Annotated in this window: 16 protein-coding genes; 14 read left to right on the top strand and 2 right to left on the bottom strand. The window is 53.4% G+C overall.

The features are described from left to right. The first annotated feature begins 4 nt into the window (after window positions 1–4). The 14 genes from rpmE (at window position 5) to wecB (ending at window position 12,564) form a co-directional block, all read left to right on the top strand. The gene (rpmE, locus tag JD108_RS20830) at window positions 5–205 is read left to right on the top strand and encodes a 50S ribosomal protein L31 (RefSeq protein WP_198827824.1); all 201 of its coding nucleotides are present in this window, start codon (window positions 5–7) and stop codon (window positions 203–205) included. Between the two features lie 301 nt (window positions 206–506). Further along, on the top strand, window positions 507–1,079 hold the full coding sequence (locus tag JD108_RS20825) for a thymidine kinase (RefSeq protein ID WP_198827823.1): 573 nt from the start codon (window positions 507–509) through the stop codon (window positions 1,077–1,079). Between the two features lie 96 nt (window positions 1,080–1,175). Continuing rightward, on the top strand, window positions 1,176–1,673 hold the full coding sequence (locus JD108_RS20820; protein ID WP_198827822.1) for a sporulation protein: 498 nt from the start codon (window positions 1,176–1,178) through the stop codon (window positions 1,671–1,673). A gap of 226 nt (window positions 1,674–1,899) precedes the next feature. After that, window positions 1,900–2,976 carry a peptide chain release factor 1 gene (gene prfA, locus JD108_RS20815; protein WP_198827821.1) on the top strand — a complete coding sequence of 359 codons (1,077 nt, stop codon included), beginning with the start codon at window positions 1,900–1,902 and terminating at the stop codon, window positions 2,974–2,976. Next, the gene (gene prmC / locus JD108_RS20810; protein WP_198827820.1) at window positions 2,960–3,853 is read left to right on the top strand and encodes a peptide chain release factor N(5)-glutamine methyltransferase; all 894 of its coding nucleotides are present in this window, start codon (window positions 2,960–2,962) and stop codon (window positions 3,851–3,853) included. The genes prfA and prmC overlap by 17 nt, the downstream gene beginning before the upstream one ends. A 231-nt stretch (window positions 3,854–4,084) precedes the next feature. Continuing rightward, window positions 4,085–4,948 carry a stage II sporulation protein R gene (gene spoIIR / locus JD108_RS20805; protein ID WP_198827819.1) on the top strand — a complete coding sequence of 288 codons (864 nt, stop codon included), beginning with the start codon at window positions 4,085–4,087 and terminating at the stop codon, window positions 4,946–4,948. A 290-nt stretch (window positions 4,949–5,238) separates the two neighbouring features. Beyond that, window positions 5,239–6,318 (top strand): L-threonylcarbamoyladenylate synthase, encoded by a 1,080-nt coding sequence (locus tag JD108_RS20800; RefSeq protein WP_198827818.1) that lies wholly within the window; start codon window positions 5,239–5,241, stop codon window positions 6,316–6,318. A 53-nt stretch (window positions 6,319–6,371) separates the two neighbouring features. Continuing rightward, the gene (locus JD108_RS20795) at window positions 6,372–6,932 is read left to right on the top strand and encodes a manganese efflux pump MntP (protein ID WP_198827817.1); all 561 of its coding nucleotides are present in this window, start codon (window positions 6,372–6,374) and stop codon (window positions 6,930–6,932) included. Window positions 6,933–6,996: 64 nt separating this feature from the next. After that, on the top strand, window positions 6,997–7,449 hold the full coding sequence (locus JD108_RS20790; protein WP_198827816.1) for a low molecular weight protein arginine phosphatase: 453 nt from the start codon (window positions 6,997–6,999) through the stop codon (window positions 7,447–7,449). 106 nt (window positions 7,450–7,555) lie between these two features. After that, entirely contained in the window at window positions 7,556–8,011 is a 456-nt protein-coding gene (gene rpiB, locus JD108_RS20785; protein WP_198827815.1) for a ribose 5-phosphate isomerase B, read from the top strand. A 1-nt stretch (window position 8,012) separates the two neighbouring features. Beyond that, a complete protein-coding gene (locus JD108_RS20780) occupies window positions 8,013–8,582 on the top strand; it encodes a TIGR01440 family protein (protein WP_198827814.1) in 570 nt (189 codons plus the stop codon). Between the two features lie 89 nt (window positions 8,583–8,671). Further along, window positions 8,672–9,922 carry a serine hydroxymethyltransferase gene (locus JD108_RS20775; RefSeq protein ID WP_198827813.1) on the top strand — a complete coding sequence of 417 codons (1,251 nt, stop codon included), beginning with the start codon at window positions 8,672–8,674 and terminating at the stop codon, window positions 9,920–9,922. An 851-nt stretch (window positions 9,923–10,773) separates the two neighbouring features. After that, window positions 10,774–11,403 (top strand): uracil phosphoribosyltransferase, encoded by a 630-nt coding sequence (upp, locus tag JD108_RS20770; protein WP_198827812.1) that lies wholly within the window; start codon window positions 10,774–10,776, stop codon window positions 11,401–11,403. A 12-nt stretch (window positions 11,404–11,415) separates the two neighbouring features. Then, complete coding sequence (wecB, locus tag JD108_RS20765; RefSeq protein WP_198827811.1) at window positions 11,416–12,564, top strand: non-hydrolyzing UDP-N-acetylglucosamine 2-epimerase; 1,149 nt, start codon at window positions 11,416–11,418, stop codon at window positions 12,562–12,564. Window positions 12,565–12,710: 146 nt separating this feature from the next. Here the strand turns inward: wecB and JD108_RS20760 are convergent, their stop codons facing one another. Both JD108_RS20760 and JD108_RS20755 read right to left on the bottom strand, forming a co-directional pair. Next, window positions 12,711–13,082 carry a hypothetical protein gene (locus JD108_RS20760; protein ID WP_198827810.1) on the bottom strand — a complete coding sequence of 124 codons (372 nt, stop codon included), beginning with the start codon at window positions 13,080–13,082 and terminating at the stop codon, window positions 12,711–12,713. Then, window positions 13,060–14,235, bottom strand: a complete 1,176-nt coding sequence (locus tag JD108_RS20755) for an amidase domain-containing protein (protein WP_198827809.1) — start codon at window positions 14,233–14,235, stop codon at window positions 13,060–13,062. The genes JD108_RS20760 and JD108_RS20755 overlap by 23 nt, the downstream gene beginning before the upstream one ends. Window positions 14,236–14,432: the final 197 nt, after the last annotated feature.

The following is a 14,432-nucleotide window of genomic DNA, read 5'->3' as shown; positions in this document are numbered from 1 at the left end:
TGAGATGAAACAAGGCATTCATCCGAACTACAATGTAGTAAAAGTTACATGTGCATGCGGTAACGAATTCGAATCCGGTTCTGTGAAGCAAGCGTTGAAAGTGGAGATCTGCTCCAACTGCCACCCATTCTTCACAGGCAAACAAAAATTCGTTGATGCTGGCGGCCGTGTGGACCGTTTCAAACGCAAATACAATCTTTCTTAATCGGAGATTGGAGCGACCAGGTAGAGCGATCTGCCTGGTTTTGTTTTATCCTTTCAGAAAGATTGCAGAAGCCAACGCCAACGATGGCTTTCGCTATTGAACTTGGCGCCAAGCCAAGTTTTTCTGCTTATGGAATAGATGCGAGATATGAAGAGGCGCAGGAAGGTAAAAAAACCTTCCCGAGTGGAAGGATGTCCTCATACAATAGATACAGAAGCCGTGGAAAGGGCCGGCGTTTGCCGTGCGTTGCCAACGCGGCAATTTAGCATCGCTCAAGGAAGAGTAGAGGGAGACAGAAAACGTGGCGCAACTATATTTCCGTTATGGAGCAATGAACGCCTCCAAATCGATTCAGCTGCTGACGGTAGCCCATAATTACGAGCAGTCCGGCAAAAAAGTCATGGTCTTTGCCCCTGCCATCGACGATCGGTTTGGAGTGGGTAAGGTGGCTTCTCGCGTAGGGATCAGCCGTGAAGCGGTACCGATCGCAGAGCAGTCGGATCTGTACGAGGCAGTGGCGGCGGAGGCCTCTCTCCCCCACTGTGTGCTGGTGGATGAAGGACAATTTCTCAGCCCGCAGCACGTTCAGCAGCTCGTCCGCGTCGTTGACGAACTGGATATCCCGGTCATCGTCTACGGGCTGTTGAAGAATTTTAAAAACGAGCTGTTTGTCGGCAGTGCCCACCTGCTGTGCGAAGCGGACAAGATCGAGGAAATCAAAACGGTCTGCGTCTATTGCAACAAAAAGGCCACACACATTCTGAAATACAAAAACGGCAAGCCCGTCTACACCGGAGAGACCATCGAAATCGGCGGAAACGAGACATACAGCAGTGTATGCCGCCGTCACTATTACCATCCGCCCGCGGAGTAAAATTCTCATTTCCCTGAAAAACGCCGCCCCTGATGCCAGTGCATGGAGAGTCGCGCCGATGCGCACACTATGGCAAAACAGGAGGTGGCTTTTTTCATGCAACTCCCGCCTAATGGAAAGAGAGCAGCGGCCGCAGCAGGAGCGGTTGTATTGCTGCTGGCGATGGCGACTGGCTGCGGCCGTACGATGCCCCAGGAAAGCAGCTACGGCGCGAAGAGCTACGATCCGCAGCAGCACGCGACGATCAAGAGCGACCGCAGTGGAGATATTATCGATAGAGGGGCTCCCCCGATTGAGGATCGCGACAAGCTGATGGGCCGCAATCAAAATCCCAATCTGATCATCGGTCATCCCGAGGTCAGCAACTATCAGGTGGATATGGACAACATGGAGATGATGGCCCGTTCTGTGCAGGGGGTAGAGAATGCGAGGATTACCCTGAGCGGGGGCAATGCCTACGTGACCCTGGACCTGATTCCGAATGTGACGGCCAATGAAGCCCGGAACATTGAACAGCAAGTCATCGCCGCCCTGCGGCAAAAGGTGCCTCGCTACGATTTCCACGTCACTTCCAATGACGGGTACCATCGATAATCTCTCTGACGGCTCGGCTTTTCCCGGGCCGTTTTTGCGTGGCTGGAAAAGCCCGGCAGACGCGGGATTTCTTTGACTTTTTCAGGGTTTCCCCCTATAATTATTCTGTTGCTTTTTGTCTGTTTGACAACATATGTGCCCCTGTCTGATCAGCGGCAGGAGACTTCCATGATAGTTTTTTACAGATATTACTAGGGATTAATTTATTGTAATGGGGTGAATGACTGTGTTCGAACGCTTATCTGCTGTTGAAGAGCGTTATGAAGAAGTAACCAATCTACTATGCGACCCCGATGTCATCAGTGACACCAAGCGGCTGCGGGAGTTGTCCAAAGAGCAATCCTCCCTGGAAGAGACGGTCGCCGTTTATCGTGAATATAAATCGGTAGTGGCTCAGTACGAGGACGCGAAGGCGATGCAGGAGGAAAAGCTGGACGATGAAATGCGCGAAATGGTCAAGATGGAGATCGCCGACCTGTCCAAGCGCAAGGAACAGCTGGAAAATCGACTGAAAATCCTGCTCCTGCCCAAAGATCCCAATGACGAGAAAAACGTCATTATGGAAATTCGCGGAGCTGCCGGCGGGGATGAAGCTGCGCTGTTTGCATCGGATCTGTTCCGCATGTATACGCGCTATGCGGAACGGCATGGTTTTAAGGTAGAAGTGCTGGAAGCACATGCGACCGACATCGGCGGCTACAAGGAAATTATCTTTTCCGTCAGCGGCCGCGGCGCTTACAGCAAGCTGAAATACGAGAGCGGCGCCCACCGCGTGCAACGGATTCCGGCTACCGAATCCGGCGGGCGCATCCATACCTCCACTTCGACTGTACTGGTTCTGCCCGAGGCGGAGGATGTGGAAGTGGAAATCAATGAAAAAGACATTCGCATCGATACATTCTGTTCCAGCGGTGCGGGCGGACAGAGCGTGAATACGACCAAATCCGCCGTGCGGGTAACCCATATTCCGACGGGGATCGTCGTCTCCTGTCAGGATGAAAAATCGCAGCACTCCAACAAGGATAAAGCGCTGCGCGTACTGCGTGCCCGCCTGCTCGACTATCACATGCAACAGCAGATGGCCGAACAGGACGCGACGCGGAAGAGCCTCGTGGGTACTGGTGACCGGAGCGAGCGGATTCGCACCTATAATTTCCCGCAAAGCCGTGTGACCGATCACCGCATTGGCCTCACGCTGCATCGTCTGGAGTCGATCCTGGAAGGCGAAATCGACGAAGTGATCGAAAATCTGATGATGCATGAACAGACGGAGCTGCTAAACAGCCATGCGCACACAGCCTGATTGGTCCGATGTCGTGACGATACGGGAAGCCCTTTTGCGGGCTTCTTCCTTTTTGCGGGAGTGTGGAGCGGCAGACCCGGCTTTTGAGGCGGAGCTGATGCTGCGGCACTGCCTGGGATGGGACCGGACGAAGCTGCTCATCTCCATGAGCGAGACGATCCCGGCCGATGTGCGGGACGAGCTGGCGGAGCTGTGCGAGAGGCGCAGGGGGAGAGAACCCCTCCAGTATATGTTTGGAACGCAAGAGTTTTATGGCCGCCCCTTTCACGTGCGCCCCGGCGTGCTGATCCCGCGACCGGAGACGGAGATTCTCGTCGAGCAGGTGCTGATTCGGGCAGACGAGCTATGGCCGAGCGACGCGTCCCTGCAGGTGGCGGACATCGGCACGGGCAGCGGAGCGATCTGCATCACGCTTGCCTGCGAAAGGCCGCATTGGCAAATCAGCACCGTAGATCTGTCCCCCGATGCGACGGTGATTGCCCGAGAGAATGCAGAAAGGCTGAAGGCCGAGGTCCGTTTTTTGCAAGGCGATCTGGTGCAGCCTCTGCTGGATCGGGGAGAGAAGCTGGATATTCTCGTATCCAACCCTCCCTACATCCCCAGCCGGGATGTGGATGAGCTGGATGACGAGGTAAAGGCATACGAGCCCCGACTGGCTCTGGACGGCGGCGCGGACGGTCTGGATTGCTATCGCCGCCTCTGCCAGGCTTTGCCGCAGCTGTTGAAGGAGACGGCGCTGGTCGCCTTTGAGGTGGGGATCTATCAGGCCAAAGATGTCGCCGGGCTGCTGATGGCCAGCGGCGTCATCGACCGGACGGAAATCGTGCCGGATTTGGCCGGGATTGAGCGGGTCGTGATTGGCATCAAAAAAAGGTGATGATAGGCTTAATGGTTTCAAGGCAGCTCATTGGGGGCTGCTTTTTTTCTTTGATGCTGGGCTGTGGTGAGAAGATGCATGTTTCCCTGCTTCTTCTCCACCAAGGCCACTCACCTGGAATTTTGAAAACCACAGGTATATTCCGAATCTTCTCCGTCCATACTGATTTCTAAAGAGAGAGACTAGAAAACGAGAACGGCGATATCAGTTATGAGAGGGAGAAGGGTATCTATGAAACGATTCTTGTTGGTTGCGTTTAGCATGGCGACGTTGATGATGAGCTGGGAGGGACAGCTTACCTCGGCCAATGTGCTCGATAACGGGCCGATCCCTCAAGAATCCATTCGACTGCGTATTATCGCGAACAGCGATCGGGTGCAGGATCAATGGCTGAAGCGGGAAGTCCGCGATGCCATCGTCGATCAGATAAATGTGTGGGTAAAAGATATCGAATCCTATGAAGAAGCCAAAACGGTCGTGGCAGCGAAATTGCCGGAACTCCAGACGCTTGTGGACAACACGATCCGCGAGCGCGGCTTTTCCTATCAGGCTGAAGTGGATTTGGGCCGTGTGCCCTTTCCGACTAAGCTGTACGGTTCCTATGTGTACCCGGCTGGTGAATACGAGGCACTGCGTGTCCGGATCGGCGAGGCACAGGGACAAAACTGGTGGTGTGTGCTGTTTCCGCCGCTCTGTTTTATCGACATGTCCAACGGCGATGCCGTCGCCTCTGCTCAAGAAAAGCGCAGAGACGCGGGACCGGCTCGAAGTGAGCAAACGGTTTTTGCCGAGGATGCCGAGTATGCTGTGGACACCGAGAATGGTGACGATGCCGAGGATGCTAAAAATGATACAGACGTATCCGTGCACCGGCCTGCTTGGGATGAGCGTGCCGCCTACCAGGAGTGGCGTCTGTCCCGCTTGGACAGGAGTTGGAGCCGCGTGAGTGAACAGCAAGACGGCCATTCTGCCGGAGTGGAGACTGCGACGTCTACAACCGATGCCGTTGCCGTTACGGATGTGGATACAGCTCCGGAGCAGCCCCAAGTAGAGGTCCGTTTTTACCTCTGGGAGAAGCTCGCCGCCCTCTTTTAAAGATGCCCCCTCTCTAGCCTGTTCCTTTGGAACGGGCTTTTTTTACTGTAGCTTCCAGAGCTTCTTCCTGATACAGCAAGAATAACCAACCGCTAAATTGCGGTCCCCTTGAATCGACCTCGATAGAGGTTTTCTTACGGGGGGTGGGACAAGCGCCACGAGGCTTCGCCTGCGAGACAGAATGCAAAGTTATTCACAAGTTACCCACAGGCTGTTGAAAACTTTTCCCCGCGACACTATACTAAAGGCACAAAATGTTGCAAGATGCGCAGTAGAAAGGAATTTTGCAGATGGATTGGGAATGGGATACGAAGGAATGGATTGTGGATAAAAATGTGGAAAATCTGCAAAGCTGTACACAGATTGTGGATGCCGCCCGTTTTTTGCGTGACGGGGAAACGGTTGCCTTTCCCACGGAAACGGTCTACGGACTGGGCGCCAATGCATTGTCTGACGAGGCTGTGGGAAAAATATTCATTGCAAAAGGAAGGCCGAGTGATAATCCTCTTATTGTCCACATCGCGGAAAAAGAACAGTTGCGTGAGATCGTCGCCTCCCTGCCGGAAAAGGCAACCCCGTTGATAGAGGCCTTTTGGCCGGGACCGCTGACGCTCATTCTGCCCAAAACAGACAAGGTGGCATCGCTGGTTACGGCAGGCTTGGATACGGTCGGGGTGCGAATGCCGGATCACCCGATCGCACTGGCCCTGATCAAACAGGCGGGGGTGCCCGTGGCGGCCCCTAGTGCCAACCGTTCGGGCAGGCCGAGCCCGACTACGGCCCAGCACGTCCTGACCGATCTGTCCGGCAGGATCGCCGGTGTGATTGACGGCGGCGCTACCGGTGTCGGAGTGGAATCGACCGTGTTGGATGTGACCGTGGATCCTCCCTTGATTTGCAGGCCGGGCGGAATCACCCGGGAGCAGTTGGAAGCGGTGGTCGGAGAAGTGCGGCTGGACCCGGCTTTTCTGGTTGACGCTGCGGAAACGCCCCGCTCTCCTGGCATGAAGTACGCCCACTATGCGCCCGAAGGTGAAATGTGGCTGATCCAGGGGGAGGACTCCCAGGTGAAAGAACAGATGCGGATCATGCTCGCGGAAGCCAAGCGGCAAGGCCGCAAGACCGGCGTGATCGCTACCGAGGAATCGCTTTCCTACTGGGAGCGGCAGCCCGAGGCTGATGTCGTGTTGTCGGTCGGTTCGGGAGCGGAGCTCGGCCAGGTGGCCCAGCAATTGTACGGCGTCCTGCGCCAATTTGATGAAGACCATGTGCAATTTATCGTCGGCCCTACGTTTCCGCGCAGCGGGATTGGCATGGCCGTGATGAACCGCCTGGAAAAAGCGTCGGGCGGCCGAATTTTGTCTGTGTAGCATGTCTAATCGCCCTCTTGTCCGCATAAATGTGAAGACAGGAGGGGAGCGACGTGGACCTTGCCTTATTTCACTGGGGCCAATTTTTGACCCTGCTGATCATCGCTTTTGCACTTAGCATGGATGCCTTCTCTCTCGGAGTAGGGGTGGGAATGGTCGGCATCCGATTGAGGGAAATCGTAAAGGTGAGTGTGACCATCGGTCTGTTCCATATCGCGATGCCCTTGCTGGGAATCGCTGTCGGGGGTTACTTGTCCGACATGATAGGAGATATCGCCGTCTTTGTTGGCGGAACGGTGTTGATGGGAATTGGCATACATATGATCTGGAACGGGTTTGCCGGTGATGATGACAAAAGCGTGCTGCAGACAAAAGGCTTTGGCCTCTTGTTGTTTGCGTTCAGCGTCAGTCTGGACGCATTGACCGTCGGCTTCTCTTTTGGCCTGATGGAAATCAACCGCTATTTGGCCGTCTCCCTGTTTGGCCTCATCGGCGGCGTCATGTCCTATGTGGGCCTCATGATCGGCCGCAGCATGGGAGGATGGCTGGGGGATTACAGCGAAGTATTAGGTGGATTGATACTGCTTTGCTTTGGATTGAAATTTATCCTTTGAATGATGGAAGCCGCTGGTGAAAGAAGGATACCGAGCGGCTGCATCTTCAGGAGGGGGATCAGGAATGCGGATTTTATTTGTTTGCACGGGAAATACCTGCCGCAGTCCCATGGCGGAAGCGCTGCTGCGGGAGCGGATCCAGGCAGCGGGAAACGGCTGGGAGGTGCGGTCGGCCGGAGTGGCCGCCTATGAAGGACAGCCGGCGTCCAGTCAAGCCGTTCAGGTGATGGCGGAGTACGGCATCACGCATCAGCATCAGGCTTCGCGAGTAAACAGCGATCTGGTGGAGTGGGCGGACGTCATTCTGACGATGACGGGCAGTCACAAATCGCTGCTCAACAGTTATTTCCCCGAGGCGCAGTCTAAGGTATTTACGCTGATGGAGTTCGCCGGAGTAGAAGGACTGGGAGACATCGCCGATCCGTTTGGCGGCTCTGTGGATGACTATCGGCGCTGCGCTCAGGAGCTGGACGGACTGTTGGACAGGCTGTGGAATCGGCTGTCCGCCGGCGAATAAGGGCGGGTGACGAACAATACCGCTTTTAGTAGTGAAAATGTTCACTTTTTACGGCAGGGTTTCTAGGGTATAATGAGAACAGAATATGCACAAGCGAGGGATAACGATGAAAGTGGCCATTGGTTCAGACCACGGCGGGTACAAATTGAAAGAGGAAATCAAAGGGCTGCTCGCCAGCATGAATGTGGAAGTTGTCGATGTGGGATGCACCTGCGAAGACTCCGTGGACTATCCGGACTACGCGCAACCCGTCGCAGAAATGGTGGCCGCAGGCGAGTGCGACCGGGGGATTTTGGTGTGCGGAACGGGCATCGGCATGTCCATTGCAGCCAATAAAATCCCGGGTATCCGCTGTGCGCTGGTCCATGATACCTTCTCCGCAAGGGCTACCCGCGAGCACAATAATTCCAATGTGCTGGCCATGGGTGAGCGCGTCATCGGGCCTGGTCTGGCACTGGACATCGTGAAGATTTGGCTGGAGACGGAATACCAGGGCGGCCGTCATGAACGCCGTCTGGAAAAAATCGCCGGGATCGAAACAAAACATGCGGGAGTGAAGTAAGGTGGACCTGCTTCTGATCGAACAGCAAGCCAGAGAGGTCGTGACCGAGGTGGCGGCGATGGCTCAGCTTCGGCCAGGCCAATTGCTCGTCATCGGTTGCAGCACCAGTGAGGTAGCGGGGAAGCATATCGGCAAAGCGGGCAGCCGGGAAGTGGCGGAAGCGCTGTTCCGCGGGATCTCTTCCGCAGCCGAGCAGCAGGGTTTCTCGCTGGCTTTCCAATGTTGCGAACATTTAAACAGAGCGCTCGTGGTCGAGAGACAGACGATGGAGCGCGGGGGACTGGAGGAAGTGTCGGTGGTGCCGGTGCCCAGCGCCGGCGGGTCGATGGCAGCCTGTGCTTTTGAGAAGATGGCTGATCCGGTCGTGGTGGAACACATCCAGGCTCATGCGGGAATTGACATCGGGGACACCTTGATCGGGATGCATCTGAAGCATGTTGCCGTTCCTCTGCGGCCTACCCGCCGCATGATTGGGGAAGCCCATGTCACGGCGGCCCGCACCCGTCCCAAGCTGATTGGCGGCTCCCGTGCCGTGTATGAGCGGACGTTGCCCAATCAGAGCTGTACATGAGTCGTTTGTCAGGCAAGGCAGTTCAGGCGGTTCCCCCTGCGGGGACTCCTTTTTACCAATCATAGAAAAGATTCAGGAGGAGAAAAACCATGCTAGAGTTTTTGCGCAAACAGGATTCTCAAGTAGCAGAAGCAATCGAATTGGAATTGGGCAGACAGCGTGACAAAATCGAACTGATCGCATCGGAGAACTTCGTCAGCCGTGCCGTCATGGAAGCGATGGGAACGGTACTGACCAACAAGTATGCCGAAGGATACCCGGGCCGCCGCTACTACGGCGGTTGTGAATATGTCGATATCGTAGAAAACATCGCGCGCGACCGCATCAAGGAGCTGTTCGGAGCCGAGCACGCAAACGTGCAGCCGCATTCCGGGGCCCAAGCGAACATGGCGGTATACTTCACCATTCTGCAACCGGGCGATACGGTGCTGGGAATGAATCTGTCCCACGGCGGTCACTTGACTCACGGCAGCCCGGTCAACTTCTCCGGGACGCTTTACAACTTTGTGGAGTACGGCGTGGACGAGCAGTCCCACCGCATTAACTACGAAGACGTGCGCGCCAAGGCTTTGGAGCACAAGCCCAAGCTGATCGTGGCAGGAGCCAGCGCCTATCCGCGCACGATCGATTTTGCGAAGTTCCGTGAAATCGCGGACGAAGTGGGTGCCTACTTCATGGTGGATATGGCTCATATCGCCGGACTGGTGGCAGCCGGACTGCATCCGAATCCGGTGCCGTATGCGCACTTCGTTACCTCTACCACCCACAAGACGTTGCGCGGTCCTCGCGGCGGTCTGATATTGTGCAAAGAAGAGTTCGCCAAAGCGATCGACAAGTCTGTATTCCCTGGCGTACAGGGCGGCCCGCTGATGCACGTAATCGCGGCGAAAGCGGTAGCCTTCGGCGAGGCGCTGGAGCCTTCGTTCAAGCAATACGCCCAGCAAATCATTGACAATGCCCGCGCATTTGCAGAAGCGCTGCAAGCGGAAGGTCTCACGCTCGTGTCCGGCGGAACGGACAACCACCTGGTTCTGCTGGATGTGCGCAACCTGGGCTTGACCGGAAAAGTGGCCGAGCACCTGCTGGACGAAGTAAATATCACGACCAACAAAAACACCATTCCGTACGATCCGGAAAGCCCGTTTGTCACTAGCGGCGTGCGCATGGGAACCCCGGCGGTGACCAGCCGCGGCTTTGACGGGGAAGCGATGAAGGAAGTAGCGGCGATTATCGCGCTCACCCTGAAAAATCCGGAAGATGCTGCGAAGCACGAGGAGGCACGCAAGCGTGTCGCCGCTCTGTGTGCGCGCTTCCCGATGTATGAAGGATTGACGGTGTAACGATTTGTCTTGGGATTATATTTGCATGCAGACCTCATGATTAATGTGAGGTCTGCATTTTTTTTTGAGAGCCTATCGATCTGACTTGCAAAGTTCTTTTGCTCGGAATGTAGCTGTGGTGAGAAGAAGCATGTTTCCCTGCTTAGCTCCGGGCTCCGCCCCCTGGGGAGCGTGTACTGTCCGCTCCGGGGAGCTTCGCGGGGGAGACGCAAAAGCAGCACCGCTCCGAGGTCATCCCAGGGTTGCGCTCCTGTATCCCGCGAATCTCCCTCCGCTGAGCGAGGGCTCCACAGTCGCACCGCAGGGAAACATGCTTCTTCCCGAACAGTAATTTTTCAACCATTTGCGGGCAAAAGCTAGGATGATAGGTAAAAGAAAGATGAATCATGATGTCATCCATTTTAAGACGGTAACAATGGGCTCAGCTGTATCTCGGATGACGGCTAGAAAAACTGATGCTTCATTAGCTAAGACCAATCTTTTCATTCATTGCAGAAGCCCGAAGAAGCAGTATGTTCGCAGAAGAATCATGTTTCCCTGCGGGCGACTGTGGAGCCCTCGCTCAGCGGAGTGGCGTTTGGCGGGAAACAGGGGCGCAACTCTGATTCACTTCGGAGCGACACGACTTTTGCGCACCCACGCCAAACGCTGCGGAGCGGACAGTCAATCATCCATGGGGGCGGAGCCCGGAGCCAAGCAGGGAAACATGATTCTTCTCACCAGGGCTGCGTAACACGGAAAATTCCTCCGCGAAACAGCAAAAAAGAATGAAGATTGCACAAATTGACGTTGGCCTGCTCCTCCGCTATTATGAGAAGGATGTATTGACAAGTGGAAACGGAGGAACGGACATGAGCCGCGTTAACGTGTTAGATCATCCGCTGATTCAGCATAAGGTAACATTCATCCGCGACAAAAACACGGGAACCAAAGAATTCCGTGAGCTGGTGGACGAAGTAGCCACGCTGATGGCTTACGAAATCACCCGCGACATGCCTCTGGAGGAGACGACTATTGAAACACCGGTAGCTACCTGTACGTCACGTGTCATTGCCGGTAAAAAAGTAGGGTTAATTCCGATTCTTCGCGCAGGACTCGGTATGGTGGACGGCATTTTGCAGCTCATTCCTGCAGCCAAGGTCGGTCACGTGGGCCTGTACCGCGATCCGGAGACACTCCAGCCTGTGGAGTACTACGTAAAGCTGCCGAGTGATATCGCCGAGCGGGAATTGATCGTGATCGACCCGATGCTGGCCACCGGAGGATCGGCTGCTGCTGCGATTACCGCTTTGAAAAACCGGGGCGCCAAAAGCATGAAGCTGATGTGCCTGATCGCCGCGCCGGAAGGCATCAAGCTGGTGCAGGAAGAGCATCCTGACGTCGATATCTACGTAGCCGCGATTGACGAGTACCTGAACGATCACGGCTATATCGTGCCGGGCTTGGGCGACGCCGGCGACCGACTGTTTGGAACAAAGTAGGAGAGGGATCCGATGAAGAAGCTAAAAGTGATGACCGTCTTCGGGACGCGTCCGGAAGCGATCAAGATGGCGCCGCTTGTCCATGAGTTGAACAAGCACCCCGAGCACATCGAACCGATTGTATGCGTCACGGCGCAGCACCGTCAAATGCTGGATCAGGTTCTCGACATCTTTGGAATTCAGCCGGATATTGACCTGAATATTATGAAGGACCGCCAAACCCTGGTGCAAATCACGACCCGGGCACTGGAGCAGCTCGACCAGGTGATGAAAGAAACAAAGCCGGATATGGTGCTGGTGCACGGAGACACGACGACGACTTTTGTCGCCAGTCTGGCCGCCTTTTACAACCAGGTGGCGATCGGTCACGTCGAAGCCGGTCTTCGCACGTGGGACAAGTATTCGCCCTTCCCGGAGGAGATGAACCGCCAGTTGACCGGAGTGATGGCCGATCTGCACTTCTCTCCGACAGAGGGGTCCGCGACCAATCTGCGGCTGGAAAACAAGGCAGAGAACGCGATCTACATCACGGGCAATACCGCGATTGATGCATTGAAAACCACGGTTCGCGACGACTACCGTCACCCGGTGCTCGACCTCGTGCAGGGGAAAAAGATGGTGCTGATGACGGCACATCGCCGGGAAAACCTGGGCGAACCGATGCGCCGTATTTTCCGTGCCGTCAGACGGCTGGTCGATGAGCATCCGGAGATTGCGGTCGTTTATCCGGTTCACCTGAATCCTGCGGTACAGGAGGTCGCACAGGAAGTTCTCGGCGGCCATGACCGCATTCATTTGATCGAACCGCTGGACGTGCTTGATTTCCACAATATGGCCCGGCGCGCGTATCTGATCCTGACCGATTCCGGCGGTGTTCAGGAAGAGGCGCCATCACTGGGCGTACCGGTATTGGTGCTGCGAGACACGACCGAGCGTCCGGAGGGAATCGCAGCGGGCACGCTGAAGCTGGCTGGCACGGAGGAAGACCAGGTCTATCAGATGGCCAACCACTTGCTGAAAGATTCGCAAGCATACAATGAAATGGCCCAGGCTGCCAATCCGTATGGAGATGGAGAGGCCTCCCGCCGCATTGTAGAGGCGATTCTCTATCATTTTGGTAGAAGACCTGAACGGCCGGACAGATTTCGTCCCGGGATATAGGGATAAAAGAACTTCGTGAACGGCAAAAGAGGCGCATAAGATGGCGCCTCTTGTTTGATTTTAATACATCTCCGGTATTTATTCAGATGTGAAGTAGGCAGAGCACCCATTGCCACCCAGCTTTGATCTATTCAGTAAGTAATCTCCTATTCATAAATTTTAATTGATATAGCAGTCGCGTTCTCGTCATTCGTTTTTGTAATGATCAAGAGATATGCTTGCCCATCTTTTTCCACATGCAGAACCTTGGGAGAATCGACCGTACGAACTGTCCACCCATCTTTCACCAGATATGATGTGTATTTCTCCCATACAACATCGTATTGTTCTTTGATCGTAAGAGAAAATTTATCTTCCGGACTTCTCATTTCCGCTTTTTGTGGAACAGGAAAGTTATCGACTCGAATGAACTCTAACGTCTCGGCTTTTTGTTGAGAGCAAGCAGACAGCAGTAAAGTAGGGATTATACAGCATAAAGTAAGAATTTCTCTTGATTTACGGCTCGAAATAATTGGCATTATCCATCTCCCATCCATAGACCGTGTAACCGGCATCGAACCACCTCGATAAAGGGGAGTCTTTCTTATCATCGGTGTGTTGAGTAACCAAAGGTCTTCCTGCCGAAGTATGTGCTGTTACAATGGCGGTATGGTCAATATGTCCATCTCCACTAAAATCAGCATTTACAGCATCTCCGACAGCTAAATCAGTATCTTTTGGCGCAAGATCAGCACGATACCTCCAGTGTCTGTAAAAATTATGTGCGCCTCCCCAAGAATGTGTCGGGCGGTAGTCGTCATAGAACCAGTTGTAATCACCAGACCAATTTCTCCACGTTACCATTCCACCCGCATATAAGGCTTGAGAAACAAAGTTGGTACAGTCATTCCATCTGTCCCAGCAATCCGGATCGTATATGTCGCAACCATTGTAACGAGCATAATAATCATAATCAGGATTGCGGGAGTTATACCATTTGTATGCATAATCTTTTGCCTTTGTTCTACTGTATGGATACGTTGAAAGAGTTGTTACCTCTTCACTTTCATGGTTAATAATATCGCTTTCATTATATTCTGTCGAATTGTTTTCGAGAGGCATTAAGCTATAAAGATCGATTGCTTCCTCATGTGATAAGGTTTCCCCAGATTCAATCGCGCTCTTATACTTTTTAATTTTCTCATTTTGACTAAAGTTCTCATATAAGTCCATGAATTTGATAAACTCGATTACCTTTTTCATTTGCACATCCGAAAAGGTATCAAACTTTGTTGCCATGCGTTTAACATAAGTCTGAAAACCTAAATCATCAAGATCAATTTTTACCTTGAGGTCATTTTCTTTGGCATAGTCGGCTAAGAGATAGATAGCTTCTTTATACTTTTGTTCTCCTCTCTTTTTGTTGTCTTCCTTTGAACCGTCTAGTTGTTTTAAAAAACGGATATCTGTTGAAGTAATATTAATTCCGCCTGTCATTCCGTCCGTCGTTTTATTTTTCTTACGCTGCTCTTCAATGTAATTATTCACCGTTTTCTGTTTACCATTCGTGATGTCCTTTGTGAAGCTTGGATTTTCCCCTGTACCTACAGCTATCATTGTCTGAGGGACTATGAGGGTAAAAGCAAGCGCGGTTGCCAAAAGAACTTGTACTTTGGATACCTTGAACTTCACGCCAAACACACTCTCCTTAAATTGGTAAATTTGTAGATATTTCCAATTTTACGCATTATTAAACTGAAAAGCAAGTCTTTTTTTCTTTTTTTGTAAATTGACTATTGGTTCACTTTTCCATCTGGAAATGTGCCAAATCAATGCAACAAAAGGCGGCGTCAAGCGTCTTACTATTGATTAAGTCGCCAGCAAGAAAA

The organism is Brevibacillus composti, assembly GCF_016406105.1.
GTDB classification, from domain to species: Bacteria; Bacillota; Bacilli; order Brevibacillales; family Brevibacillaceae; genus Brevibacillus; species Brevibacillus composti.
Note: the sequence above shows the minus strand (reverse complement) of the source record. Positions and strands in the feature narration are given on the sequence as shown.

Excerpts from the sequence above, each read along its gene's own strand:
- rpmE (WP_198827824.1), top strand. The coding sequence starts at position 5 with ATGAAACAAGGCATTCATCCGAACTACAATGTAGTAAAAGTTACATGT.
- JD108_RS20820 (WP_198827822.1), top strand. The coding sequence starts at position 1,176 with ATGCAACTCCCGCCTAATGGAAAGAGAGCAGCGGCCGCAGCAGGAGCG.
- prmC (WP_198827820.1), top strand. The coding sequence starts at position 2,960 with ATGCGCACACAGCCTGATTGGTCCGATGTCGTGACGATACGGGAAGCC.
- spoIIR (WP_198827819.1), top strand. The coding sequence starts at position 4,085 with ATGAAACGATTCTTGTTGGTTGCGTTTAGCATGGCGACGTTGATGATG.
- JD108_RS20800 (WP_198827818.1), top strand. The coding sequence starts at position 5,239 with ATGGATTGGGAATGGGATACGAAGGAATGGATTGTGGATAAAAATGTG.
- JD108_RS20790 (WP_198827816.1), top strand. The coding sequence starts at position 6,997 with ATGCGGATTTTATTTGTTTGCACGGGAAATACCTGCCGCAGTCCCATG.
- rpiB (WP_198827815.1), top strand. The coding sequence starts at position 7,556 with ATGAAAGTGGCCATTGGTTCAGACCACGGCGGGTACAAATTGAAAGAG.
- JD108_RS20775 (WP_198827813.1), top strand. The coding sequence starts at position 8,672 with ATGCTAGAGTTTTTGCGCAAACAGGATTCTCAAGTAGCAGAAGCAATC.
- upp (WP_198827812.1), top strand. The coding sequence starts at position 10,774 with ATGAGCCGCGTTAACGTGTTAGATCATCCGCTGATTCAGCATAAGGTA.
- wecB (WP_198827811.1), top strand. The coding sequence starts at position 11,416 with ATGAAGAAGCTAAAAGTGATGACCGTCTTCGGGACGCGTCCGGAAGCG.
- JD108_RS20760 (WP_198827810.1), bottom strand. The coding sequence starts at position 13,082 with ATGCCAATTATTTCGAGCCGTAAATCAAGAGAAATTCTTACTTTATGC.